The sequence below is a fragment of the Variovorax sp. GW821-FHT09D07 genome (assembly GCF_059416345.1).
Genome location: NZ_JBWKOY010000002.1, coordinates 701,041 through 723,342 on the forward strand (window position 1 = coordinate 701,041; position 22,302 = coordinate 723,342).

The 22,302-nt window shown below is 70.1% G+C and carries 21 protein-coding genes; 4 read left to right on the top strand and 17 right to left on the bottom strand.

Going from position 1 to position 22,302, the window contains the following annotated elements; genetic code table 11:
- Positions 1-4: 4 nt before the first annotated feature.
- The 6 genes from AC07OX_RS09580 to AC07OX_RS09605 form a co-directional block, all read right to left on the bottom strand.
- Positions 5-823, bottom strand: a complete 819-nt coding sequence (locus AC07OX_RS09580; protein ID WP_495260513.1) for an ABC transporter permease — start codon at positions 821-823, stop codon at positions 5-7.
- Positions 820-1,653, bottom strand: coding sequence for an ABC transporter ATP-binding protein (locus tag AC07OX_RS09585; RefSeq protein WP_495260512.1), 834 nt, complete (start codon positions 1,651-1,653; stop codon positions 820-822). The genes AC07OX_RS09580 and AC07OX_RS09585 overlap by 4 nt, the downstream gene beginning before the upstream one ends.
- 19 nt (positions 1,654-1,672) lie before the next feature.
- Positions 1,673-2,659 carry an ABC transporter substrate-binding protein gene (locus AC07OX_RS09590; RefSeq protein ID WP_062468632.1) on the bottom strand — a complete coding sequence of 329 codons (987 nt, stop codon included), beginning with the start codon at positions 2,657-2,659 and terminating at the stop codon, positions 1,673-1,675.
- Between the two features lie 61 nt (positions 2,660-2,720).
- Positions 2,721-3,584 carry a creatininase family protein gene (locus tag AC07OX_RS09595; RefSeq protein ID WP_495260511.1) on the bottom strand — a complete coding sequence of 288 codons (864 nt, stop codon included), beginning with the start codon at positions 3,582-3,584 and terminating at the stop codon, positions 2,721-2,723.
- A gap of 18 nt (positions 3,585-3,602) precedes the next feature.
- On the bottom strand, positions 3,603-4,871 hold the full coding sequence (locus AC07OX_RS09600) for an amidohydrolase family protein (protein ID WP_495260510.1): 1,269 nt from the start codon (positions 4,869-4,871) through the stop codon (positions 3,603-3,605).
- 178 nt (positions 4,872-5,049) lie between these two features.
- Positions 5,050-6,267, bottom strand: coding sequence for an MFS transporter (locus tag AC07OX_RS09605; protein WP_495260509.1), 1,218 nt, complete (start codon positions 6,265-6,267; stop codon positions 5,050-5,052).
- A gap of 111 nt (positions 6,268-6,378) precedes the next feature.
- Between AC07OX_RS09605 and AC07OX_RS09610 the strand changes: the two genes are divergently transcribed.
- Complete coding sequence (locus AC07OX_RS09610; protein ID WP_495260508.1) at positions 6,379-7,317, top strand: LysR family transcriptional regulator; 939 nt, start codon at positions 6,379-6,381, stop codon at positions 7,315-7,317.
- Positions 7,318-7,335: 18 nt separating this feature from the next.
- Here the strand turns inward: AC07OX_RS09610 and AC07OX_RS09615 are convergent, their stop codons facing one another.
- The 3 genes from AC07OX_RS09615 to AC07OX_RS09625 form a co-directional block, all read right to left on the bottom strand.
- Positions 7,336-7,968, bottom strand: a complete 633-nt coding sequence (locus AC07OX_RS09615) for a TetR family transcriptional regulator C-terminal domain-containing protein (protein ID WP_062470962.1) — start codon at positions 7,966-7,968, stop codon at positions 7,336-7,338.
- 291 nt (positions 7,969-8,259) lie between these two features.
- Entirely contained in the window at positions 8,260-9,108 is an 849-nt protein-coding gene (locus AC07OX_RS09620; RefSeq protein ID WP_095744431.1) for a PhzF family phenazine biosynthesis protein, read from the bottom strand.
- A gap of 31 nt (positions 9,109-9,139) precedes the next feature.
- Entirely contained in the window at positions 9,140-9,769 is a 630-nt protein-coding gene (locus AC07OX_RS09625; protein ID WP_495260507.1) for a LysE family translocator, read from the bottom strand.
- Between the two features lie 127 nt (positions 9,770-9,896).
- Here AC07OX_RS09625 and AC07OX_RS09630 point away from each other — a divergent pair, with 127 nt between their 5' ends.
- Positions 9,897-11,243, top strand: a complete 1,347-nt coding sequence (locus AC07OX_RS09630; protein WP_495260506.1) for an aminotransferase-like domain-containing protein — start codon at positions 9,897-9,899, stop codon at positions 11,241-11,243.
- A 13-nt stretch (positions 11,244-11,256) separates the two neighbouring features.
- Here AC07OX_RS09630 and AC07OX_RS09635 read toward each other — a convergent pair whose 3' ends face one another.
- Positions 11,257-12,804: an amidase gene (locus AC07OX_RS09635; protein WP_495260505.1), complete on the bottom strand. Its 1,548-nt coding sequence runs from the start codon at positions 12,802-12,804 to the stop codon at positions 11,257-11,259.
- A gap of 21 nt (positions 12,805-12,825) precedes the next feature.
- A complete protein-coding gene (locus tag AC07OX_RS09640) occupies positions 12,826-13,842 on the bottom strand; it encodes a Bug family tripartite tricarboxylate transporter substrate binding protein (RefSeq protein WP_495260504.1) in 1,017 nt (338 codons plus the stop codon).
- Between the two features lie 217 nt (positions 13,843-14,059).
- Here AC07OX_RS09640 and AC07OX_RS09645 point away from each other — a divergent pair, with 217 nt between their 5' ends.
- Entirely contained in the window at positions 14,060-14,935 is an 876-nt protein-coding gene (locus AC07OX_RS09645) for a LysR family transcriptional regulator (protein WP_370869953.1), read from the top strand.
- Between the two features lie 21 nt (positions 14,936-14,956).
- Here the strand turns inward: AC07OX_RS09645 and AC07OX_RS09650 are convergent, their stop codons facing one another.
- From AC07OX_RS09650 to AC07OX_RS09665, 4 genes are all read right to left on the bottom strand, one after another.
- Positions 14,957-15,979 carry a Bug family tripartite tricarboxylate transporter substrate binding protein gene (locus tag AC07OX_RS09650; protein ID WP_070059833.1) on the bottom strand — a complete coding sequence of 341 codons (1,023 nt, stop codon included), beginning with the start codon at positions 15,977-15,979 and terminating at the stop codon, positions 14,957-14,959.
- An 85-nt stretch (positions 15,980-16,064) separates the two neighbouring features.
- Positions 16,065-16,748, bottom strand: a complete 684-nt coding sequence (locus AC07OX_RS09655) for a hypothetical protein (RefSeq protein ID WP_492685022.1) — start codon at positions 16,746-16,748, stop codon at positions 16,065-16,067.
- A 118-nt stretch (positions 16,749-16,866) separates the two neighbouring features.
- Positions 16,867-17,715 (bottom strand): acid phosphatase, encoded by an 849-nt coding sequence (locus tag AC07OX_RS09660; protein WP_495260503.1) that lies wholly within the window; start codon positions 17,713-17,715, stop codon positions 16,867-16,869.
- 22 nt (positions 17,716-17,737) lie between these two features.
- On the bottom strand, positions 17,738-19,066 hold the full coding sequence (locus tag AC07OX_RS09665) for a porin (protein ID WP_495260502.1): 1,329 nt from the start codon (positions 19,064-19,066) through the stop codon (positions 17,738-17,740).
- Positions 19,067-19,489: 423 nt separating this feature from the next.
- Here AC07OX_RS09665 and AC07OX_RS09670 point away from each other — a divergent pair, with 423 nt between their 5' ends.
- A complete protein-coding gene (locus AC07OX_RS09670; protein WP_082817968.1) occupies positions 19,490-20,218 on the top strand; it encodes a Crp/Fnr family transcriptional regulator in 729 nt (242 codons plus the stop codon).
- A 9-nt stretch (positions 20,219-20,227) separates the two neighbouring features.
- Here the strand turns inward: AC07OX_RS09670 and AC07OX_RS09675 are convergent, their stop codons facing one another.
- Both AC07OX_RS09675 and AC07OX_RS09680 read right to left on the bottom strand, forming a co-directional pair.
- A complete protein-coding gene (locus tag AC07OX_RS09675; RefSeq protein WP_495260501.1) occupies positions 20,228-21,274 on the bottom strand; it encodes an AraC family transcriptional regulator in 1,047 nt (348 codons plus the stop codon).
- A gap of 21 nt (positions 21,275-21,295) precedes the next feature.
- On the bottom strand, positions 21,296-22,291 hold the full coding sequence (locus AC07OX_RS09680) for a Bug family tripartite tricarboxylate transporter substrate binding protein (protein ID WP_495260500.1): 996 nt from the start codon (positions 22,289-22,291) through the stop codon (positions 21,296-21,298).
- Between the last annotated feature and the right edge of the window lie 11 nt (positions 22,292-22,302).

Consider the following 22,302-nt stretch of genomic DNA (forward strand, 5'->3'; position numbering starts at 1 on the left):
GATTTCAATCCTGGGAAAGTTCACTCGCGTGCCACGAGCCCAGCGCCACCTTGGTGAGCCAGGCCATCAGCACGAAGAGCGCGACACCGGTGAGGGAGATGAGCAGCAGGGCCGCGAACATGCGCGGAATGTTCAGCTGAAAGCCCGCCTGCAGGATCTGGTAGGCCAGCCCCGCGCCGGAGCCGCCCGTGCCGGCCACGAACTCCGCCACCACCGCGCCGATCAGCGCTAGGCCGCTGGAGATGCGCAGACCGCCGAAGAAGTACGGCAGCGCGCTCGGGATGCGCAGGCGCACCAGCTGCTGCCAGCGCGTGGCGCGGTTCAGCTTGAAGTAGCTCTGCAGGTCGGGGTCGATGCTGCGCAGGCCCAGCGTGGTGTTGCTGATGATGGGAAACAGCGCCACCAGCGCCGCGCACACCGTCATGGCCGCGACCGGGTTCTTCACCCAGATGATGATCAGCGGCGCCACCGCCACGATGGGCGTCACCTGCAGCAGCACCGCGTACGGAAAGAGCGCGGTCTCGATGCGCTTGCTCTGCACGAACAGGAACGAGATCAGCACGCCCGCCACCGTGGCCAGCGCGAACGACAGCACCGTGATCTTCAGCGTGACCAGGAGCGCGCTGCCCAGCGGTGACCAGTCGGTCACCAGCGTCTGCATCATCAGCCAGGGCGAGGGCACGAGGTAGGGCGGCAGCTCCATGGCCACCACCATCCATTGCCACAGCGTGACCAGCACCACGCCGATGAGCACCGGGTAGAGCACGCGCTGCACGCGCGGCTGGCCCAGCAGGGGCGTCGCGGGTTTCGTCGTCGTCTTCATGGCGCGGCCTCCTCTTCTTCTGTGGTGCTGGCGCGCAGCAGGCTGTCCTGCAATTGCTTCGCGTAGCGCGCGAACTCGGGCGTGACCATGAAGTCGGCCTGGCGCGGGTAGGGCTCGTCGATCTGGAACTGCTCGACCACGCGACCGGGCCGCGCGGCCATCATCACCACGCGGCTCGACAGGAACACCGCCTCGTGGATCGAGTGCGTCACGAAGATCACCGTGAGCTTCTTCTTGCGCCACAGCTCGAGCAGGTCGGCGTCGAGCTTGTGGCGCGTGATCTCGTCGAGCGCGCCGAAGGGCTCGTCCATCAGCAGCAGGTCGGGCTGCGTGACCAGGCCGCGCGCGATCGACACGCGCATCTGCATGCCGCCCGACAGCGCACGCGGCAGCGCATTGGCGAACTTCTCCAGCCCCACGAGCGCGAGCGATTCCGTCACCCGCGCATCGGCCTCCTTGCGGGGCACGCCGGCCAGGTCCAGCGGCAGCCGCACATTGGTCTGCACGCTGGCCCACGGCATCAGCGTGGGCGACTGGAACACGAACGACATCTTGTGCGGGCAGTCGTGCAACTGCGCCACGGGCTTGCGCCACACCAGCAGGCGCCCATCGCTGGGCTCCAGCATGCCCGCCACCATCTTCAGCAGCGTGCTCTTGCCGCAGCCCGAGGGGCCCAGCAGCGTGACGAACTCGCCTTCGGCGATCGACAGGTCCACCGGCAGCAGCGCCTGCGTGCCGTTGGGGTAGGTCTTCTCGGCCGAGAGCACTTCCACCGCGGGCACGGCAGGGGTGGTCGGCGGTGCGAGGGTGTGGGGGTCGATGCGGTTCATGAAGAAGAAGCGACGAAGTTCAGGGCAGCACCTTGGCGTCCTTCACGAACTCGGTCGTGTAGGTCTTGGCGAGATCCACCTTCGCCGGGTCGAGCAGCTTCGCGTTCACCAGGAAGTCGTAGCTCGCCTTGGCGCGCGCGTCGGTCATCACGCCGATGCCCAGCTTGGCCGCGTCGCCGCCCGTGACCATGCCCATCTCCTTGAGCTTGGCCACGCTGTAGGCGAGCTGGTCGTCGGTCATGTTGGGGTTGTCCTTCTTGATCAGCGCGTTGGCCGGTGCCGGGTCGGCCAGGTAGCTCTTCCAGCCTTCGGCCGAGGCCTTCACGAAGGCCGCGACCTGCTTGCTGCGCTCCTTCACCGTCTTGTCCATGCACGACACGGTGACCGCGTAGGAGGGATAGCCGTGGTCGCTGAACATCAGCACCGTGCTCTTCACGCCGGCCTTCTGGATGGCGTAGGGCTCGGAGGTCAGGTAGCCCTGCTGCGCGGTGTTCGGGTCGGCCACGAAGGGCTGGATGTTGAAGGTGTAGGGACGCGTCTGTTCGTCCTTCAGGCCGAAGCGGGCCTTGAGCCATGGCCAGTAGCCGCGGTTGGCCTGCGCGCCGATCAGGAGCGTCTTGCCCTTGAGGTCCTCGAACTTCTTGACGTCGTCGTGCGCGATCAGCACCTGCGGGTCCTTCTGGAAGAAGGCCGCCACGTTGACCACGGGCACGCCGCCTTCGCGCACCTGCATCATCTGGATGTCGCTCGATCCCATGATGCAGTCGGCCTGGCCCGCGGCCATCATCTGCGTGATGTTGACCTGCGGGCCGCCCATGCGGATCGTCACGTCCAGGCCGTGCTTCTTGTAGATGCCCTGCGCCACCGCCTGGTAGAAGCCGCCGTGCTCGGCCTGCGCGTACCAGTTGGTCATGTAGGTGAACTTGTCCTGGGCCTGGGCGGGTGCGACGGCCGTGAGGAGCGAGAGCGCGGCGGCGCCGGCCAGGGAAAGAGCGAAGGAACGCATGGTGGGGACCTCTCGAAGGCGGGATGAAAAAGAAGAATGAAGCCGTTGCAAGGAGCGCGCCTCAGGCCGGCTCGAACGACTGCTGGATGAAGCCCTGCTGGTGGCCGCGCTCCCAGGTGGCTTCCTCGCGCACGACCCAGCGCAGCGCATGAAGCTCGGTCAGCGCCTGCGCCCAGCTGCCTGCGAGCGTGTCCAGGATTTCCAGGCCCTGTTCGCGCGTGGCGCTGGTCGGGTCGCCGATCACGCCGCTGGGGCCGAAGTCGCGCGCGGTCCAGGCGCAGGCGGGGCGGCCGTCGGCCGACAGCAGCTTGATCGGGAAGGGCGGCGGAAAGTTGGCCGCCGCGCGTTCCATGTGCACGGTGTCGGGCGCCAGCGCGAGCATCAGCGCGGTTTCGGAATGGCCTGCGTGCATCGCGAGCTTCTTCTCCTGCTCGCTCACCTGCCGGCTCGCCGCGCTGGGCAGGCGCGACACGCCGTGCGGCACGATCACGAAGTCGCCGTGGCGCAGGCGCAGTTCGCGCGCCGCCATCTCCAGCACCTGCGGCTGGCCGCCGTGCCCGTTGGCGAACAGCAGCTTGCGAAAGCCCGAGCGGTACACCGACTCGCCGATCTCGATCACGGTCGACAGCAGCGTGGTGCCCGTGAGCGTCACCGTGCCGGGAAAGTGCAGGTGCTCTTCCGACTTGCCGTAGGTGATCGGCGGCAGGGCAAAGGCGCGCACCTCGGCCGGCAGCTTCTCCAGCGCCTTGCCCATCACGCCCGAGGCGATCACGCTGTCGACCGAGCACGGCAGGTGCGGGCCGTGCTGCTCGATCGCGCCGCACGGCAACACGATGACGGTGTTCTCGCGGTCGGGCAGCGCCGCGATTTCGGTCCAGCTCAGGTAGGGCAGGAAGCGGTGGGGCGGGATGTAGCCGTGGAGCATGGGGTCCTTGCTTGTTCTTTATTCAGGGAAGAAAGGCGATGCGTCGCCGTGCGTCACGCGGCCGTCGCGCAGCACCACGCGGGCGGCGCTGCGCGAGGGCCAGCCGTGGCGGTCGGCCTGCGTGAACAGCACCAGGTCGGCTTTCGCGCCGACCAGCGTGGGCGTCGTCGTGGCGGGCGTGCGTTCCAGCCAGTCGCTGCGGCACAGCGCCTGCGACCAGGTGTCGAAGGGCTCGTCGAGCTGTGCCACCAGCGCGGCCGTGCCCAGCGCCTCGACGGGGTCGAAGCTGCCGAGGCGGCAGAACGGGTCTTGCACGTTGTCGCTGGCGAACAGCAATGGAATGCCGCGCGCATGCGCTTCCTTGACCAGCGTGATGCCGCGCTGGCGCGGCGTGCGCCCGGTGACGGCGTCCTGCAGCAGCAGGTTGGTGGCGGGCAGCGACACCACGGTGATGGGCGCGCGTGCCACGGCGTCCAGCGTGGCGAAGGCCTGCGCCTCGGGCTGGGCCGCCAGCGCGCAGAGGTGGCCGCAGACCACGCGGCCTTCGTAGCCGATCTCGCGCAGGAGGCGCGCGGTGGTCTGCAGGCCCACGGCCGAGGCGTCGAGTTCCTCGTCCACGTGCAGGTCGATGTCGAGCTCGCAGGCCTGCGCCGCCAGCAGCAGGTTGCGCAGCGCGTTCTCGCTCCAATTGGTGGAGTGCACGAAGCCGCCGAGCAGCGCGTGCGGTCCGGTGGCCTTCACCTGCTGCGCCAGGCGCAGTGCCTGCGACGCGTCTTCGAACAGGGGCAGCTTGATGAGGGCGACCTGCTCCAGCCGCACCCGGCCGGCCCATTCCTGCGCCAGCTCGGCCATGACGGGCCAGGCCGTGGGCAGCGTGTCGGGCTCCCACCAGTCGACGTGCGTGCGCACATGGGCGGTGCCGCATGCCCAGGCCCATTGCAGGCCGCGCGACGCACGCTCGCGCACGTCGGCGGGCGTCCAGTGCACGCGGTCGGCCAGCATCGCGTCGATCGCGCCGAGCAGGCCGGGCTGCACCTTTTGCATGCGCGCCAGCGTGAACGCCTTGTCCAGGTGCGTGTGCGCGTCGACGAAGGCGGGGAGGGCGAGCGTGCCGGCGAGGTCCCAGCCGGCGCCCGGCGTGATGTCCCTCGCGGGCTGCACCGAGCGGACGCGGCCGGCTTCGATGCCGATGCGTGCGAGTTCGGGCACCCCGTGGCGCTGCGGCCAGTCGGCGGGCAGCAGCCAGCGCGGCAGTCGTGCGTTGTCCAGCAGCGCGGGCGCGTTCATGCGAAACGCGCTCCCGCCGGGCGTACGGGGGCGCCGGTTTCCATCGACAGACGGCAGGCAACGCGGACGTGCATGAATTTGACCAATCAATCAGAGCAACTGGTCAGGTTATGCAAGCGACGTGCCAGTCCGGGTGCACCGGACTGGGGAGGCGGGCGTCAGCCCGCGGCTGATGCGGCTACGTTGCCTGGCGCGGCCAGAGCCGCACCGCCAGCGCGGCGGTGGCCGTGGCGGTCGCCAGCGCCGTCACGCCGGCCCAGCCCCACGCGGCGAGCACCAGCGCGCCCAGCGCCGAGCCGGTCGCCATGCCGATGAACATGCTGGTGAACAGCACGGCGTTGAGTCGGCTGCGCGCACCGGGCTCGATGCCGTAGACGATCGTCTGGTGGGCGATCAGCGCCGCCTGCATGCCCAGGTCGAAGCCGATCGCGGCCACTGCCAGCAGCCACAGCTGCGCATGCGGCGTCATCAGCGGTGCCAGCCCCATGGCCGCGAACGACACCAGCGCCAGCCCTGCGCCCAGGCGCGTCACCAGCTCCGGTCCGCGCCGGTCGGCGAGCCGCCCGGCCAGCGGCGCCGCCAGCGCGCCCGCCGCGCCGGCCAGGCCGAAGGCGCCTGCGGCCGCGCTGCCCAGGTGGAAGGGCGCGCCGTGCAGCATCACGGCCAGGGTCGACCAGAAGGCGCTGAATCCCACGGCCAGCAGCGCCTGGGCCAGCGCCGCGCGGCGCAGCGTGCCGTGGCGTGACCACAGCGTGCCCAGCGAGCCGAGCAGGGCGCCGTAGGCCAGGTGCGTGGTCGGCCGAAAGCGCGGCAGCCCGCGCCAGGCCGCGGCGCCGATGAGCGCGATGCTGGCCGCGGCCGCGATGAACATCGCGCGCCAGCCGAAGTGCTCGGCCACGAAGCCACTCACCACGCGCGACAGCAGGATGCCCAGCAGCAGCCCCGTCATCACCGTGCCGACCGTCTTGCCGCGCGTGGCGTCGGGCGCCAGCGTGGCGGCGGCGGGCACGAGGTCCTGCGCCATCGTGGCCGCCAGTCCGATCGCGAGGCTGGCCGCGAGCAGCACGCCGATCGACGGTGCCGCGCCGGCCACCAGCAGTGCGGCGCACAGCGCCCCTGCCTTGACCAGCACGATGCGGCGCCGGTCGAAGCGGTCGCCCAGCGGCGCCAGCAGCAGGATGCCCAGCGCATAGCCCAGTTGCGTGAGCGTGGGAATGAAGCCCACCGCACGGGTGGAGGCGCCGATGTCGGCGCCCAGCACCCCGAGCATCGGCTGGGCGTAGTAGAGCGACGCCACCGACAGGCCCGCGCCGGCGGCCAGCAGCAGGATCAGCGAGGCCGGCAGGCCGTGCCCCGGCGCGGCAGCCGGTGCATGCGTGGTTTGAATGGAAGACATGGTGTTAACCCTCGATTATCGAAGCAAGGGTTGGAATGTGCCCGTTGGGGGCTTGGCTTGGTAGTCCCGCGGATCGCACAATGCCCATACGCCAAACGTATAAATGAGGCCATGTCAACTTCACCTGCCGTCGACCGCATCGAGCTGATGCAGACCTTTCTTCACATCGTCGAGGCCGGCAGCCTGTCGGCCGCCGCGCTCCAGATGGGCGCGACCCAGCCCACCGTGAGCCGTCGCCTGCAGACGCTGGAGCGCTCGCTGGGTGTGCGGCTGCTGCGCCGCTCCACGCATGCCATGAAGCTCACGGAAGACGGCGAGCGTTGCTACGAGCGGGCCCGGGAGCTGATCGCCGACTGGCACGCCTTCGAAGCCGACCTGCGCGGCGTCGGCGACGAGCCCGAGGGCACGCTGCGCGTGGTGGCGCCGCATGCGCTGGGCCAACTGCTGCTGGTCGGTCCGCTGGCCGAGTACCTGCGCGCCTATCCGCGCGTGTCCGTCGAATGGCTGCTGAACGACCGCCGACCCGACTTCATCGCCGAAGGCGTCGACTGCGCGATCCAGGTCGGCGAGATGACCGACGCGATGGCCGTGGCGGTCAAGGTCTCGGAGGTCCCGCGCGTGGTGGTCGCCGCGCCCTCGCTGCTGGAGGGCCGCTCACCGCCCGCGCACGCGGCGGAACTGGCCGAGTTGCCGTGGCTTGCGCTGCGCACCTTCTATCGCAACGAGGTGCTGCTCACGCACCGGCCGACCGGCGAGATCGCGCGCGTGCCGATCCGTCCGCGCATGAGCACCGACAGCCTCTATGCGCTGCAGAGCGCGGCGCGCATGGGCTTGGGCGCCTGCCTGGGCTCGGCCTGGCTGCTGAACGAAGACATCGCCGCCGGACGGCTGGTGCAGCTCGTGCCGCAATGGCATGTGGCGCCGCTGCCGGTCTACCTGACCTACCCGCACGCGCGCTTCCAGCCGGCGCGCCTGCGCCGCTTCATCGAGATGATGCGGCTTGCATTGGCCGACCCGACGGGCCAGGTCTGGGAGGCGCGCGTGGACTGAGCGAGGACGGCGCGGGGCTCAGGCCTTGATGCCGCAGCCGCCCAGGACGAACGCCACCAGTTCCCGCGCGATCGGTTCGCGGTCGATCGGCGCTTCGGGCGGCAGGCCGAGCATCACGCGCGTCTGGATCGCGTAGTCGGCGTAGCTCTGGGTCATGGCCCAGATGTGCATCAGCAGCAGGCGCGCATCGAGCGGGCGCATCTGCCCGCGCGCGATCCAGCCGTTGATGATGTCGACCTTCTTCTGCGTCCACGCCTGCGCGTTGGGCCAGTAGCGGTCGAGGTTGCGTCCGCCGTCGAGCACCTCGCGCGTGAAGATGCGCGAGATCTCCGGGTTGTCGAACGCGTGGTCGAGCTTCTTGCGGATGTAGTCGCCCAGCACCGTGGCCGGGTCGCTGGCGTCCTCGAACGAGAACACCACCTTCCAGGCATGCAGCACCTGCATCAGCAGCTCTTCGTAGAGCTCTTCCTTGCCGGCGATGTAGTAGTGCAGCTGGGGCTTGGTGAGGCCGGCGCGCGCGGCGATGGCCTGGGTGGAGGTGCCCTTCAGGCCGTGCAGGCTGAACTCGGTCACCGCCGCCGTGCGGATGGCCGCCATGATGCGTTCGCGCCCCGGCCTCGCGCGCGACAGCGGGCCGTCGGGGGCGGGCATTTCTTGGGCGATGGCGGGAGGCACAGGGGCGGTGACGACGGTCATGGGCGTGGGAGGCGCGGCGTGCGCCCGGCCGATGGTAATCCTTGGCCCGTGGCCCTTTCTTGCGATGAGTGCGCCTGCGCCTTTCTCGATGGGCGATGAAAGGTGACAGCGGTCGGCATCGAGGCGTTTCCCTGAGCTACTTTTTTCTTCCCCTTGCCTCTACCAGCGCCGAACCGCTGTCGAAACGTAGTGTGCGCAACGCAGGTGAAGTCAGAGTGAAGTCTGTGCAGGCCTTGCGTGAACGGATCAGAGGCCGTCCAGTTCGCCCTTGACGTGCGTGCGCGTTTCGCCGCCGACCCAGACCTGCCCGGCGTCGTCGCGGGTCAGGTGGATGCGGCCCTGCCGGCCCAGGCGCGTGCCCTGCGCGGCGACATAGTCGTCTTGTGCCACGCCCGTGGCGAAGAGCCACTGCGCGAGCGAGGCATTGAGGCTGCCCGTGACGGGGTCTTCAACGATGGCGCCCAGATGGTCGGTGAAGAAGGCGCGCACTTCGAAGGCCGCGTCACCGCCCTCGGCATGAGGGCCGACCACGCCGACGTCGATGCGCGTGGGCCAGCGCCGGGCCGGCTCCAGGGACAGCACCTTGTCTGCCGACGCCAGCCGGATTCCCAACCATCCGGGACCGTTGTCGATCCAGGCCGCGTCCTCGATGTCGTCGGCTTCGATGCCCAGCAGCCGCCGTGCATCGTCGAGTTCGGCCGCGGTCGGCGCGCCCGAGCGGATCAGCGGCGGCGCGGCGAACGCGAGCCGTCCCTGGTCGCGCCGGATCTGGACCAGCCCTGCGCCGCACTCCTGCGTGATCACCGTGGCTTGCTGCCTGGGCGCGCCTTGGCCCGACAGCCAGGCGTGGCAGCTGCCGAGCGTGGGGTGCCCTGCAAAAGGCATCTCCCGGTCGAGGGTGAAGATCCTCACGCGGTAGTCCGCTTCTGGATGCGTGGGTGCGAAGACAAACGCGGTTTCCGAGAGGTTGAACCAGCGCGTCAGCTGCTGCATGTCGTGCGTGGCGAGCGCGTCGGCGCCGGTGACGACCGCCAGCGGATTGCCCGAGAGCGGGCCGGCGCCGAAGACGTCGACCATGTGGACGGTGATGCTCATGCGTTCGGTCTTTCGCTAGGGATCATTGAATTCAGTTCTGCGAGACCAGCAGCTTGAGCCCCGCGGCCGCGAACACCGCCGAGAGCACGCCTTCGATCCAGCGCCGCAGCCGCGCATACAGCGCAATCATCGAGGCGGTGGAGAAGACGATCGCGTAGCCGCCGAACACCATGATGCCGAGGCACACGCAACCGCCTACGATGGCCGGCAACCCGCCGGCGGGTGCGTCCTGGCGCACGCCGAGCGAGATGATCGCGATCCACGACATGATCGCCTTCGGGTTGCCGATGTGCATGAGCACGCCCTGGCGGTAGAGGGTGCGGTAGCGCAATGCGCCGCGTTCCGCGCTGTTCTTCACCGCGTCGGCGCCGGGTCGCATGGCGGACCGGCCCGCGCGAAAAGCCAGGTACAGCAGGTAGAGGCCGCCGGCGATCTTGAGCACGACGAGCGCCTGCGCATACGCGGTCAGGACGGCGGAAACGCCGGTCGCCGCCAGGAGCGCCCAGAAGAGCGAACCCGTGACCACACCGGCCGCAAGCGCGAGCGCGGGGCGGCGGCCGTCACGCATGGCAGTGCCCATGATGGCCATGTTGCTCGGCCCTGGACTGGCGGTGGCGATGAGGTACGTCCCGTAGACGAGTGCGATCTGGCTGACGGCCATGCGGGTGCTCCAAAACCAAGGGGTGTCTTCAGCGGCCTTCAGCGCGATGGAGGCCGTGCGGTGAAAGTTACACTATTGAGATATTCAAAAAGTGTCACATGACACTTTTATTTGCGAGGCCGCGCACGTGCTCCTTCGATCCTCCTGGACGCCCCGTCTGGCAAGCAACGGCACGAATGCCACCGAGCGGGTGGTGCTGGCCCTGGCCGACGACATCGTCGAGGGGCGGCTCGCGGGCGGCGATCGGCTGCCTGCCCATCGGGACCTGGCGAAGACGCTGCAGATCGGCCTGGGCACCGTGACGAAGGCCTATGCCATCCTGGAGCGCAGGGGCCTCACGCGCAGCGTCAAGGGCCGCGGAACCTTCGTGGCGATCCACCAGGCGCACGGCGACCGGCAGGTCGATCTGTCGTCGAACGCGCCGCCGGCCGCGCTCGGTGCGCGCGTGCTGGCGCGCACGCTGACGGGCATCGCGCGCAAGATCGACGCGGATCACTTCAACCTGTACGCGCCGCCCGGCGGGCACCTGGAGCATCGCCGCGTTCTCGCTCGCTGGCTCGAGACGATCGGCCTGGCCGTCGATCCGTCGCAGCTGGTGCTGACCAGCAGCGCACGCCAGGCGCTGTCGCTGGCCTTCGACCTGGTGTGCGGGAGGCAAGGCATGCTGCTCACCGAACGGATCACCTATCCCGGCGCCCTCGCGCTGGCCCGGCGCAAGGGGTGTCGCATCCAGGGCGTCGAGATGGACGCGGAAGGGATGGTGCCGCAGGCGCTCGCACAGGCGCTCGACGGCGCGGCGCCCGCCGGCAGCACGGCGGTCTACCTCACCCCGACGCTGCACAACCCGACGACGGCCACGATGAGCGCGAAGCGACGACGGGCCATCGTGGCGGTGTGCCGCCGCGCGGGCGCCTGGATCATCGAAGACGGCGTGTACGCGGCGGCCGCCGACGGTTTGCCCCAGCTGGCCACATTGGCGCCCGACATCACGTTGCATGTGAACGGGCTCTCCAAGTCGCTCGGCCCGGGATTGCAGGTCGGCGTGCTGGCACTGCCGCCCGACCTGTGCGGCCCGGCGCAGGAGCTGCTGCAGGATGTGCCCATGGCGCCGTCGGCGTTCTCCTGCGCGGTGGTCGATGAATGGCTGGCCACCGGCGTGGTCGCCTCGGTCCAGCACGATCTGCGCCACGAGGCCCGGCGGCGTTCCAGGCTGGCCGTCTCGCTGCTCGCTGCGGGCGAACTGGTCTGGCATCCCGATGCCTACAACGTCTGGCTGCCGATGCGACGCGATGTTGCCGAGGGCGTCGTGGCCGCGGCGGCGCAAGCCGGCGTGAAGCTCACCCCGCCGCAGACCCTGATGGCGAACCCGAAGGACAAGGCGAGCGGCCTGCGAATCTGCCTGGGCGGCCCCAGCTTCGACGAGCTGACCGGGGCCCTGGCCCTGCTGGCCACCTTGCTGAAGCGAAGCGCCTGACGCGGCGCGGACCTCAGACCACCGGTGCCGGGGCGCCGTCGGTGGGCGCGCTGGCGTGCCGGTCGTCGGGCGGCGCGGTCACGATCGAGTCGAGGGCGGGCTCGGCCTTGCGAAGGCGTGCGAGATCGGGCCGCGGCCGGCGCAGCCGCGGGTCGGGCGCGAAGGCCTGCTCCATCGCCTGCGCGGCCGACAGCAGCGCGAGGTCGCCGCGAAAGCGCCCCACCACCTGCAGGCCGAAGGGCATGCCGCGCTCGTCGGTGCCGCACGGCAGGCTGATCGCGGGGTGGGTGGTCAGCGTCACGACGTAGGTCAGTGCGAGCCAGCGGTAGTAGTTCTCCTGCGGGCGGCCGTCGATCTGCAGCGCATGCGACTGCGTCCAGGCAAAGGGCGAAACCGGTGTCGTGGGCGAGAGCACGAGGTCGTAGTTTTCGAACACCTTCTGGAAGCGCTGGAGGATGCGCGTCTGTTCCGTCTGCGCCCAGGCCGCGTCGGGCAGGCTCATGCGCGCGCCCATCTCGTAGTTGCTGCGCGGGTTCGGGCCCAGGCTCTCGGGGGCGCGTTCGTAGGCCTCGCGCATGCCGGCGACGAAGGCCTCCGCGCGCAGCACGTCGAAGCAACGGTGCACCTCGCCGAGGTCGAAGCGCACCTCGTCGCAGGCCGCAAAGAGCCCGCGCATGGCGGCCATGCGGTCGTGCATCGTCCGGCGGATCGACGGGTCGACATCGCACAGTCCGAAGTCGGTGGTCCAGGCCACGCGCAGGCGCGACAGGTCCAGCGGCGCCGGCCGCGCAAAGGCCGCCGCATCCAGCGGATAGCTCAAGGGGTCGCCCGGATGCGGGCCCGCCGTGGCCGCGAGCTGGAGGCAGGCGTCGGCCACATCGCGACCCATCGGACCGACCACCGAGATCGGCGACCAGCCCAGGCTCTTGCGCACGCTGGGCACGATGCCCGGCGACGGCCGCAGGCCCACCACGCCGCACTTGGCGGCCGGGATGCGCAGCGAGCCGCCGGTGTCGGAGCCGGTGCACACCGGCAGCATGTCCAGCGCCAGCGCCGCGGCCGAACCGCCCGACGAACCGCCGGCGTTGAGGTTGGGGTCGAAGGGATTGCCCGTGGCCCCCCAGACCGGATTGCGGCTGTTGGCGCCGGCGCCCATCTCGGGCACGTTGGTCTTGCCCACCACGATCGCGCCGGCGGCGCGCAGGCGGCGCACCAGCTCGATGTCGTTCGACGGCACATGGTTGCGCAGGGCGGGGGTTCCCATGGTGGACAGCAGTCCCGCCGTCGGCTCGAGGTCCTTCACGCCCAGCGGCAGGCCGTGCAGCAGGCCCAGGGGCTCGCCGCTCTTCACGGCCCGCTCCGCGGCGCGGGCTTCGGCGCGGGCGCGCTCGTAGCAGGTGGCGGTCACGGCGTTGACGAAGGGGTTGAGCTGCTCGATGCGCGCGATGCAGGCCTCGAGCAGCTCGACCGGCGAAAGGGCGCGCGTGCCGATCAGCCGCCGCAGCTCGACGGCGGAGAGTTCGACGAGATCGGAGGAGGAAGAAGAGAAAGGTTGGGTCATGGCTTTCGGAATGTGCCGCACTCAGTCGGCCTGGATGTTGGCGCGTCGGGCGACGGCGCGCATGAGCGGAAGTTCGCGTTCGATCTGCGCGAGCGAGGCGGCGGCGCCGGCGAAGGCCGGCTCCGCGCCCTGGGCCTGCAGGGCCGCCTGGGCCTGGGGCGTGGCGACGATCTTGGCGAGCGTCTTCTCCAGCCGCTCGCGCACCGGCGCGGGAGTGCCCTTGGGCGCCACGACCATGATCCAGGTGTCGGCATCGACCTCGGGGTAGCCCGCCTCGGCGAAGGTCGGGACCTGCGGCAACTGCGAGGAGCGCTGCCGGGTGGTCACGGCGATCGCCTTGACCTTGCCGCCCTTGAGCTGCGGAATGGCGGCGGTGACGGTGTCCACCGAGAACGGCACCTGGCCGCCGATCAGGTCCGTCATGGCCGGTGCGCTGCCCCGGTAGGGCACGTGCATGATCTTCGCGCCCACCGCCTGCAGGATGATCTCGCCGGTGAAGTGCGAGGACGTGCCCGTGCCGAAGGACGCGTACGAGTACTTGTCGGGCGCCGCGCGCACCGCGCTGGCGAACTCCTTGACGTTGCCGATGGGCACGTTCTTGTTGGCCAGCAGGATCAGCGGAATGCGCGCGACGATCGCGACCGGCTCGAAGCTGCCCAGGGCGTCGTAGGGCAGGTTCGGGCGGATGGCCGGGTTCATCGTGAGGGTCGAGCCCGAGCCGAGCAGCAGCGTGTAGCCGTCGGGCGATGCCTTGGCCACGAACGCGGCGCCGACCGCCGTGCCGGCACCGGGGCGGTTGTCGATGAGCACCGGCTGCCCCAGTTCCTCCGACAGGCGCTGGCCGACCAGGCGCCCCACCGTGTCCGCACTGCCGCCGGGCGGGTACGGCACCACCAGGGTGACGGGGCGCGTCGGGTAGGCCGGTTGAGCCTGCGCCTGTGCCTGCGCGGGCAGGGCCATGCCGAGGCAGGCGGCCAGGCCCGCGAGGACGGCACAGCACCAGCGCCGCTGCGGCGCTTGCGAACGGGGAGCGTTCATTGACAGGTCCTTCAGTAGAGCGAAGAGGAGAGAGGGGAGGGGAAATGCTGGGGCACGCCCTGCGGTGTAGCAAGCACAATGATTGGAAGGTTGCGTTGCTGCTGGCGCAACGCAGACCACGCCGATGAAATCTCCCACTTCCAAGCCTCCCGCCTCCGCCCGCACCGGGGCGCGCACCGAACGCCCGATCAACCAGCGCGTGCTCCAGGAGGAGTCGATGCGCTACTTCCTGGAGGTGGCGCGCGTCGGCTCGGTCACCGAGGCGGCCGTGCGGCTGAACGTGGCGCCGTCGGCCGTGAGCCGCCAGATCGGCCGCATCGAGCGCGAACTCGACACCCTGCTGTTCGAGCGCCGCGCCCGCGGCATGGCGCTCAACTCAGCCGGCGAGCTGCTGGCGGCGCACGCGCGCCGGGCCTGGCTCGACATCGAGCGCGTGACCGACGACATCCTCGCGCTGCGCGGCCTGCGCAAGGGCGAGGTGCGCGTGGCCGCGACCGAAGGCTTCGCCTACGAGTTCCTGCCGGCCCTGGTGGCGGCGTTCCAGGCGCGCTGTCCCGGCATCCGCTTCTCGCTCGACATGTGCGTGCAGCGCGAGGTGGCGCGCCGTGTGCGCGAAGGCCTGGTCGACCTCGGCGTGACGGTGAGCCTGGGCTCGGAGCACGGCCTGGACGTCGAGATCCGGCACCCCTCGCCCGTGTGCGCCGTGATGGCGCCTTCGCATCCGCTGGCCGAGCGGCGGCAGGTGTCGCTGGCGCAGGTGGTCCATTACCCGCTCGCGCTGCCGGCCCCCACGTCGACGCTGCGCCAGCTGCTTAACATCAGCTGCGCCCGCCAGCGCCTGCCGCTGGAGGCGGCATTGACCAGCGACCACCTCTACCCGCTGGTGCACTACGCGGCGCACGGCCAGGCCGTGACCTTCTGCGGCGAGCTCGCGCTGCGCCAGCAGCTCGAGAACGGCACGATCGTGGCGCGTGCCTTGCGCGACCGCGAGATGAACGAGCGGCATTTCGAGGTGCAGAGCATGGCGGGGCGGCGCCTGCCCGATGCGGCGCGCGCGTTCGTCGAGCACCTGCGCGAAGTGCTCAGCGCCTGATGCGAGGCGCGGGGCCGAAGCTCAGTCGGCCGTGATGTTGTTCGCCTTCACGACGGCGCCCCACATCTTGTACTGGTCGCGGGTCATCGCGCCGAGCTGCTCGGGCGAGCCGCCACCGGGCTCGTCCCCGCGATCGACGATGCTCTTGACCACGGTCGGCTCCTTCAGTGCCGCGTTCATCGCGCTATTGGCCTTCTTCACGACCTCGGGGCTCAACCCGGGCGGTCCGTACAGGCCGATGAAGGAGATGATGCTGAAGTCCTTGATGCCGCTTTCCGCGGCGGTGGGCACGTTCGGCAGCATCGGCGAACGCTTGTCGCTGGTCACCAGCAGGGGCCGCAGCTGACCCGACTTCACGAAGGGCGCGACGACGGAGGTGGCGTCGAACATGGCGTCGAGGCGGCCGGCCATCAGGTCGACCATCGCCGGGCTGCTGCCCTTGTAGGGCACATGGTTCATCGCCGGGTTGCCCAGGCGCTCGCGCAGCAGTTCCATGGTGACGTGGATCAGCGAGCCTGCGCCCCCCGTTCCGTAGTCGATGCCCTTGCCGCTCTTGGCACGCGACTTCACCTCTTCGGCGAACTGCGCGTAGGTCTTGATCGGCGACGTGGCGGGCACCACCAGCACCAGCGGCGACTGCAGCATGATGCCGATGGGGGTCATCTTTTGCGGATCGACGATGCCGAGCTTGGTGTACACGTGCGGCATGATCGTCATCGAGCCGTTGCCCACCAGCAGCTTGTGGCCGTCCGGCGGTGCCTTCATCAGTTCGACGGACGCGATGTTGCCGTTCACGCCGGCCTTGTTGTCGATGACCACGGGCTGGCCGAGCGCGCCTTGCATGCCGTTCGTCAGCACGCGGCCGGCGAAGTCGGTCTGCCCGCCGGGCGGGAAGCCGATGAGCAGCGTGATCGATTTGCTGGGCCAGGCCGTCTGCGCCCACGCGGGGCTTGCCCCGAAGGCGCCCAGGCCGAGTGCCGCGGCACCCAGGCAAAGAAGCAGGCGGCGCGGCGCTGCACGAAGGGGCTGGGTGGCTTGGATCATGAAGTCCTCCGATGGGTCGTCTGTGGCACATCGCAGCGCGCCCGCCCGTGGATCGACGCACGGGCCGGGGCGCCGCCCTGCGGGCTCAGTTCACGGCGAAGCAGTACATCAGGCCGGCACTGCCGCTTTGCTTGAGCTGGTCGACGCTGCAGCCTCGCGTGCCGTGCGACGCGTTCCACGAGGCGTTGGCGACCGGGTCGGGGTTGGTGCCCTTCTTGTCGTGGTGGCCGACGATGGCCGAGCCGTCGACGCTGCGCGTCCAGTTGCCGCAGGTGGTGTCCTTGCCGGCGGCGGCCGGCGCGAGCGTGCCGTCGGGGCGCGAGCCGGTGAGGATGTCGTGCCGGTTGACCGGGTCGCCGAAGCCGGAGACCACCTCGCCCTTTTCCGTCAGCGAGGTGTCCTTGCCGAGCTTGGCGTTCGCGCTGTGCAGGTCGGCCACGCTGGTGGCCACGACCACGCCCTTGGCGTTGCGCCACGGCCCGGTGCCGATGCGGTCGCGTGCGTTGACGGCGGGCTGGCCGCCCGCTTCGGCGGCGCTCAGGTAGGCACGCCAGGTCTTGCCGCCCGCACCGGCGCTCGCGGCCAGCGCCTGGCACTGGCGGTCGGCGCCGGCCAGGCCGCCGAGGTCGCCGCCCTTGCCGGGATTGGCACTCGTGATGAAGAAGCTCATCGGGTTGGCGTCCTTGCCCGAAGACATGGCGCCGCATGCAGCGAGGAGCGCGACCGCCGAGGCCGCGGCACCCCATGACAGAACGGAACGATGGCGCATGCGAGGTCTCCTTGGAGTGGTTGGAGTTGGCGAGGCTACCCGCTTCGCACACGCAGCGTTCCCCTCGACAACCCGCACACACGCTGGCCGTGGGCGAGGTGGTCGAGGGGGCGCGTGCTCAGGGCGTCAGCACCGCGGAGCCCGCGATCGCGTTCGCCTCGGCCGCGCAGTCGGCTGCGGGCGGGGCGCTGTCCGGGCGGCTGCGTGCCTGCGCGATCTCGTTCTTCGCCGCGCTCATCTGCGCCGTGAACACCGGGTTGGCATGCAGCCGGCCCACGGCGGCCGCGCCGATCAGGCGTCCCGCCTCGATGTCGCTGCGCCAGTGCACGCCGCAGATGCCGCGGCTTTGCGCGAAGGCGCGGCCACGCTGCAGCAGCGCGTCCGCACGCTCCGGCGCGAGCTCCGTCAGCACCAGGGCCCAGGCCCAGCCCAGCGCCGAGTGCCCGGAGGGGTAGGAGCCGTCCTTGGCCAGGTGCGCTTCTTCCTTCGGCGTGCAGCTGGCGGCCTTCAGTGCCACGAAGGGCCGCGTGCGCTGGTACTTCTCCTTGGCCTTGTAGGTGGCGCCGCCGGCATCGGCCAGCGTGCGCCGCAGCAGCATGTTCAGGTGCGGCGTCTGCTGCTCGGAGATGCGCACGCCCAGCGCGCAGGAGAAGGTGGCGGCCGCCTCCGGAAAGCGCAGGTTGGCATCGCGCACCGCGAGCGCGCCGCGCGGCGAACCCTGCAGCGCGGTGAGGCTGCGGAACGCGGCGACGTCGGCCGCCAGCGCGGCCGAGTTCGCCTCGGGCGGCGGTGGCAGCAGCGCCAGGCTGTCGGGCATCTCGGCCGAGGCCAGGTAGCCCTTGAGATAGCCCGAGCCCGGGCGTGTTTCGCCGACGTCGGCCGGCGAGGTGGTCGGCGCGGGCGGCGTGGCGCAGCCGCCCGCGAGCAGGGCCGCCACGAGCAGCGGCGACAGGTGTTTCAAAGCCATGGGTACCTCCTTTCGCATGCGCTCAGAACGCGTGGCGGATGCCGAAGTCGTAGCCCATCGACGAGCGCGGCGCCCAGCCCGCGGCCTGCGCGGTGCCGCCCGTGAGGTAGGCGGCCGAACCGCCGGTGATGGCGCCCATCACGCCGGGGTTGTTCCAGCCGTCCTTGATGCGGATGCGCGACACCGAGGCATACAGCGCGGTGCGCTTGGACAGGTTGTGCACGTAGCCCAGCGAGATCTGGTTGGCCGTGGTGTCGCGGTTGCCGTTCAGGCCCCACAGCAGGCTGTTCAGGTCGGTCGCGGCCGGCGCGCCGTTCTTGTACTTCACCGACGCGTACGACGCGCGGATGAGGCCCGGGCCCACGGGCACGGTCACGCCCAGCATGTAGCCGTTGTACTTGTCCTTGCGCGTCGCGGTGTTCATGAACGGGACCGCCAGGCCCGGCAGGTTCTGCAGCGTGCCCGTCTCGTTCTTGTCCTGCACGCGCGAGACCTCGGCGAACAGCTTGGCGGGGCCGAAGTTGTACGACGCGCCCAGGTTCAGCGCGTTGATCTTGCGCTCCTGCGTGGCGGTCGCGATGCCCAGCGCGTTGAGCGTGGTGCTGTCGGCGGCCGTGCTCTGGCCGTAGGCGATGGCCATGTCGAACGGCCCGCTGGCATAGCCCAGGCGGCCGCCCACGTAGCGGCCCTTGGCCGATGGCGTGCCGGGCTGGTCGCTGCGCTTGGTGTTCTCGTGCAGCGTGTACTGCAGCTGGCCGTAGACGCCGCCCAGGTTCGGCGGCAGGAAGTAGCCGATCGAGTTGCCGGTGCGGATGTAGTTGTCGGTCGCGGCCACGACGGAGCCGGGGCCGGCGATGGCGGCGATGCGGCTGTTGATGTTGGCGATGAGGTTGGTGCCCACGCCGTTGGTGCCGAAGGGATCGAAGACGGTGTCGTTCCAGAAGGTCGCGGCGTAGTCGCGGCCCAGGCGCAGTTCGCCGAACGGACCCGACAGGCTCATCGTCGAGCGGCGGTTGAAGTTGGTGATGCCCTTGGCGCCGTCGTCGTTGGTGATGCCCGACTCCAGCCAGAAGCTCGCCGCCAGGCCGCCACCGAGGTCTTCCGTGCCGCGAAAGCCGACGCGGCTGCCCGCATAGCCCGAGTTCGACAGCGCGGTCTGGCTCGTCTTGGCACTGCCGCCCGCGGCGTTCACCGGTGGCAGCGCGAAGGGGTTGGGGCTGTGGTACGTGCTCTTGGACGTGTAGCGGCTGATGCCGACGTCGACGATGCCGAACACCGTGACGGACGATTGCGCCGATGCAGTACCGGCAGTCGCGAGAAGGGCCAGTGCGGCGAGGGAGTGATGTTTCATGGCAGGTCTTGCTTTGCTTGCTTCTTCAGGGATGAACGAGTCCGCTGGTGCGCATCGCTGCGTTCCAGGGCTCGGGTGTTCCGAAGGGCGGGTGCCCTTCGGGGACTTCGGGAAAAAGGGGTGCGGCCTCTAGCCGCGCACGCAGGGCGTGTGGCCGCGCGTCACGGCATTCGCATCGCGTCGCGCGAGCCGCGCATGCTGCGCAGGGGTCTCGTCGTTCGCGCATCGCGTCGCATGGGCGACGCAAGAAGCCGGATCAACGAACGCGTCGCGGTGCTGCAAAACAGCGGCAGGCGTGCAGGCAGGGAACGTGCATGTCTCACTTAGGGAGTTCCTCGTTGTTCTTTGATTGGCCAGTCCTATGATAGGAATCGCTGCTCTTCGAATCCGTCAACCAGGCAACAGTTTTTGCTGAGTCATCCCATGGAATACCCGCAACCCGTATCGCAGAGCACAAGGGAAGAGATCGAGCACGGGCTGAGCACGTGCGCGGTGTTTCTCGATTGGCCGAAAGACCGGCTGCGCGAGTTGGCGAACGCCGCGCGCGCCAGGCACTACCGGCGCCGCACGCCGCTCGTGAGTCGCGGCAACCACCAGCGGGAGGTGTTCGTGATCGTGTCGGGCTCGATCGAGATCGCGGCCACCAACGCGGCCGGCGACAAGTACATCCTCTCGGTGCTCGGGGCCGGCCAGATCACGCGCATGGTGCATCTCATCGACGACATGCAGCCCATCTTCGCCTTCGATGCGCGCGCCGATTCGCACATCATCCACATCCCCGGTGCCGCCATGCGGCGCATCCTCGATGCGGAGCCGGTGCTGTGGCGCAGCATCGCCCAGACCATGCTGCGGCGCTATCGCATGAGCGCCGAGATCCTGCAGGACCAGGTGCTGGGCTCGGTGCGCCGGCGCACGGCGATCACGCTGCTCAACATGGTGTATCGCTACGGGGACGCGAGCGGCGCGCCGTGCGACACCGAGCTGCGCGTGTCGCAGACCGACCTGGCGAACATGCTCGGTGTGTCGCGCCAGACCGTCGGCAAGGAGTTGGCGCAGTTCAAGGACGAGGGCGTGCTCGGCTGCAACGAGGGCTACCGCCTGGTCACTGTGGTCGACCTGCCCCGGCTGCACCGCATCGCCGCGGAAGACTGAGCCGAGGCCTCAGCACGGCGCGCAGGCCACGCGGTAGGCGTGCGGGCTGGTGCCGGTCCAGCGCACGAAGGCGTGCCGGAAGTTCGCGGCCTCGCTGTAGCCCAGGCGCTCCGCGATCTCCTCGGTGGTCATGCGGGTCTTGCGCAGGTACTCGATGGCCAGCCGCAGGCGCACCTCGTTGAGGATCGACCGGTACGTGGTGCCGCGCGTCGCGAGCCGTCGCCGCAGCGTGCGCGGCTCCAGCGCGAGCGTGCGGGCCATCGACTCGATGCTCGGAAAACGCCACGGCATCTGCTCCACCAGCGTGCGGCGCACCGCCGCGGCGATGCCGCCCGCATGCGCCAGCCCGGCCACGAACTGCTGGCAGCTCTCGCTGGCCATGGCGTGCGTGAGCGGGTCGTGCAGGCGCGGCGCGCGCGTGCACCAGGCCTCGTCGAACTGCAGTGCGTTGTCAGGCTGGCCGAACTGCACGGGGCACTCGAACCACGCCTCCCAGACGCCCGCGCCGTGCTCGGGCGCGGGGCAGGCCAGGCGCAGGCCCGTGAAGCCGAAGCCATCGCCGTACAGGTCGCGCGCCAGCGTCAGGTGGGCCGCGAAGGTGAAGGCCAGCGCAAAGCGGTAGAGCGGGTCGCGCGGGTCGGGCGACACCAGCACCTCGAAGTTGCAGGTGCCGGGCGCGCGCGCGGGGTCGTGGTGCATGTCGGCCAGCGGCCCGATGGCGCGGCGGTAGGTGATGGCGAACTCGATCAACGCGCTGAAGGTGGGACTGCTCTGCAGCGCATAGCCCCACATGCCGTAGGCCGTGAGGTGCATGCGCGCGCCGGCACGCAGCGCCACCGTGGGGTTGCGTGCCAGCGTGAGCGCATTGCGCAGCACGGTGACCGTCTGCGCATACGACACGCGCGTGCCCGGCGCGCGCAGCGCGGCCTCGTTGAGGTCGCTGCCGGCCAGGGCCTGTGCGGCGGGGATGCCGTCCGAGGCCAGCGTGGCGACGACCGCGGCGATGCGCTGCGGGGTGTACACCCGGGGTTCGAAATCGGGAGGCGGGTGATGCACGGTTCTCGAGAAGCGGCGCAATCAGTCCAGCGTGACGCCCGTGGCCCGCGTGAGTTTCAGCGACACGGGCAGGAACGCCTTGTAGGCCGCCGAGGCTTCGGCCGGCGTGTTGCCGATGGGCTCGGCGCCCATGTCTTCGATGCGGCGCTGCACCTCGGGTTGCTTCACCACCGCGGCGACTTCGCGAGCGAGCTTCTCGACGATGGCGTCGGGCGTCTTGGCCGGCACCAGCAGCGAGGTCGGCGCCATGAGCATGAACATGTCGTCCTTGTAGCCTTGCTCGGCGAAGGTCGGCACCGTGGGGGCGGCCTTGGCGCGCTGCGCGCCCGGCACGGCGATGGCGCGCAGCTTGCCGGCCGCGACGTAGGGCTGGAAGGTGCTGATGGAGCCCACGGTCATCTGGATCACGCCGCTGAGCAGGTCGACCGCCATCGGGCTTTCGCCCTTGTAGGCCGCGTGCAGCGTCTGGGTGCCGTAGGTCTTGTCCATGAAGACCTGCATCTGGTGCGGCTGCACGCCGGGGCCCCAGGAGCCCATTGCGTACTTGCCGGGCGCCTTGCGCACGGCCTCGACGAGGCCCTTGAAATCCTGCGCCGGCACCGAGGGGTGCACGACCATGATCGTGCGCGTGCTCGCGATGTCCGACACGTGGCGCAGGTCGGTGCGCGGGTCGTAGGGCAGCTTTTTGTACAGCGCCAGGTTCGCGGCGATCGGGCCCGGCACCGACAGCAGCACGGTGTAGCCGTCGGGCGGGCTCTTGGCCACGTAGTCGGTGCCGATGATGCCGCCCGCGCCGCTGCGGTTCTCCACCAGCACGGGCTGCTTCAGCCGCTTGGCGAGCCCGTCGCCCACCAGCCGTGCGAGCGCGTCGGCCGAGCCGCCCGCCTGATACTGGACGATGATGCGGATCGGCTTGCTCGGGTAGTCGGCCTGCGCCAGGGCGGCACCGGCCGCGAGCTGGAGCACGACGATGCACAGGCCGGGCGCGCGCAGCGCGCGGAAGCGGGAACGGTTCATGAAGTGAGTGC